This window comes from uncultured Clostridium sp., from assembly GCF_934754915.1.
Taxonomy (GTDB): Bacteria; Bacillota; Clostridia; order Clostridiales; family Clostridiaceae; genus Clostridium.
This window is the reverse complement of sequence record NZ_CAKVKB010000329.1, coordinates 1-1,778: the sequence shown is the minus strand read 5'-3', so window position 1 is coordinate 1,778 and position 1,778 is coordinate 1. Positions and strand designations below refer to the sequence as shown.

Annotated in this window: 3 protein-coding genes; all 3 read left to right on the top strand. The window is 32.4% G+C overall.

All coding sequences use genetic code 11. From position 1 onward, the window contains the following. On the top strand, window positions 1–285 hold a 285-nt coding region (locus tag Q0F58_RS19435), incomplete at its 5' end, for a hypothetical protein (protein ID WP_294379734.1). Window positions 286–297: 12 nt separating this feature from the next. After that, window positions 298–1,305, top strand: coding sequence for a hypothetical protein (locus Q0F58_RS19430; protein ID WP_294379732.1), 1,008 nt, complete (start codon window positions 298–300; stop codon window positions 1,303–1,305). Next, window positions 1,302–1,562, top strand: coding sequence for a YkgJ family cysteine cluster protein (locus Q0F58_RS19425; protein ID WP_294379730.1), 261 nt, complete (start codon window positions 1,302–1,304; stop codon window positions 1,560–1,562). Before Q0F58_RS19430 ends, Q0F58_RS19425 begins: the two co-directional genes overlap by 4 nt. Window positions 1,563–1,778 lie beyond the last annotated feature (216 nt).

Here is a 1,778-nt window from a genome sequence, read left to right as displayed (position 1 = left end):
GTTTTATGGAATTTAATAAATTTAGGATACGCTGATAGATGCTTTTCTACGAAAGAAAGAGAAGTGGTTGATTTACTGCGCGAATACTGGGAAATAAAAGATTCATTATATAAGGAAATGATTGATGTTGCTGAGACAATTTTAGCATTAGAAAAACATAAGAGCTGGTTAAATACGAATATCACAGATTTTTATACAAGACAGAACAAGCTTGATGATGTAGAAAAGAATATCACAAATGTTCAAGAGACAATAAAAACAACAATTGCAGAATTGAGTTTATAGGAGGATAATATCATGCCAATACCATTTTTATTTATTGCAGCAGCAGTTGGAACAGGATTAGTAGGAGCTGGAAAAAGTGTAAAAGCAGGAATTGATCAAAAGGATGCAAATGACACTAATAGAGCAGCTGAGCGTAAAATAGAAAGAGCAAAAGAAAAAATAAATACATGTAGAGATAACTGTGGAAAATCTTTAGACGGATTAGGTAAAATAAAGATTACAGTGTTAGATGATAGTATAAAAAAATTTATTCATGAATTTGAAAAATTGAATAATGTTGAGTTGAGTGAATCTACGGGTTTAAATGAATTACAAAAGATGGTTCTTGATAAGAAAAATTTTTCGGATTTAAAAGATTTACAAGGAATGGCAACATCTATGGTTGGAGGTTTGGCATCAGGAGCAATGGCAGGAGCGATAACAGCGTTTGGAGCTTATGGTGCAGCAGGAGCATTAGCTACGGCGTCAACCGGAACTGCAATTGCATCGTTAAGTGGTGCCGCTGCAACAAATGCTACATTGGCATTTTTCGGAGGTGGTTCTTTAGCAGCAGGTGGATTAGGCATGGCTGGTGGCACAGCTGTGTTAGGTGGATTAGTCGCAGGTCCTGCACTTGCAGTTTTAGGATTTGTAGTAGGAGCAAAAGCATCAAAAAACCGAGATGTAGCATATTCTAATTATGCAAAAGCAAAAGAATTTCAAGAGGAAATGGATACAGCATCGGATTTATGTATAGGTATAAGAAGGCGCTCTGATATGTTTGGTAGATTTTTATTACGTCTCCAAACAATATTAGATGAACTTGTATATCAAATGACTCAGATTATAAAAGATAAAGGAACAGATTATAGAAGATTTTCAAAGGATGAACAAAATTGTGTTGCATGTGCAATGGCACTTGCGGGCGCGATAAAATCGTTGTTAGATACACCAATTCTTGATGATGATGGTAATTTGACAGTTGAATCGGGACTGGTTATTGAATCAACACAAGATAAGATTGGACAGATAATAGAATGATTTTTCCTTGTAATCAATGTGGATTATGCTGTAAACATTTAGAATGTATACCTGAATTAAAAGAGTTTGATTCGGGTAATGGAAAATGTGTTCACCTTATGGATAATAATTTATGTGAGATATATGATACAAGACCAGATATATGTAATGTCAGTAAAATGTATCAGTTACATTATAAAGAATTAATGAGTGAGGCTGAATATATTAAAAATAATATTGATGGATGCAAAGCATTAAAAACTAAATATGTTAAGTAGATTGTGTGAATATAAAAGTGTTTTTTAAATCCTCCTATGTCTTATAAATATGTGAGGCATAGGAGGATTTTATATAAGATAAAATAATGTTTATTGAAGGGAGATGCAAAGTATTGTTAGTATGGGAAAAATCAAAAATCAAAAAAATTTAAATAAATAAAAAGTTCTAATAATGCATTTTGCTTGTTAGAACTTTTTCATTATTTTAATCACAAA

Coding starts and splice junctions, on each gene's coding strand:
- Q0F58_RS19430 (WP_294379732.1), top strand. CDS start 298: ATGCCAATACCATTTTTATTTATTGCAGCAGCAGTTGGAACAGGATTA.
- Q0F58_RS19425 (WP_294379730.1), top strand. CDS start 1,302: ATGATTTTTCCTTGTAATCAATGTGGATTATGCTGTAAACATTTAGAA.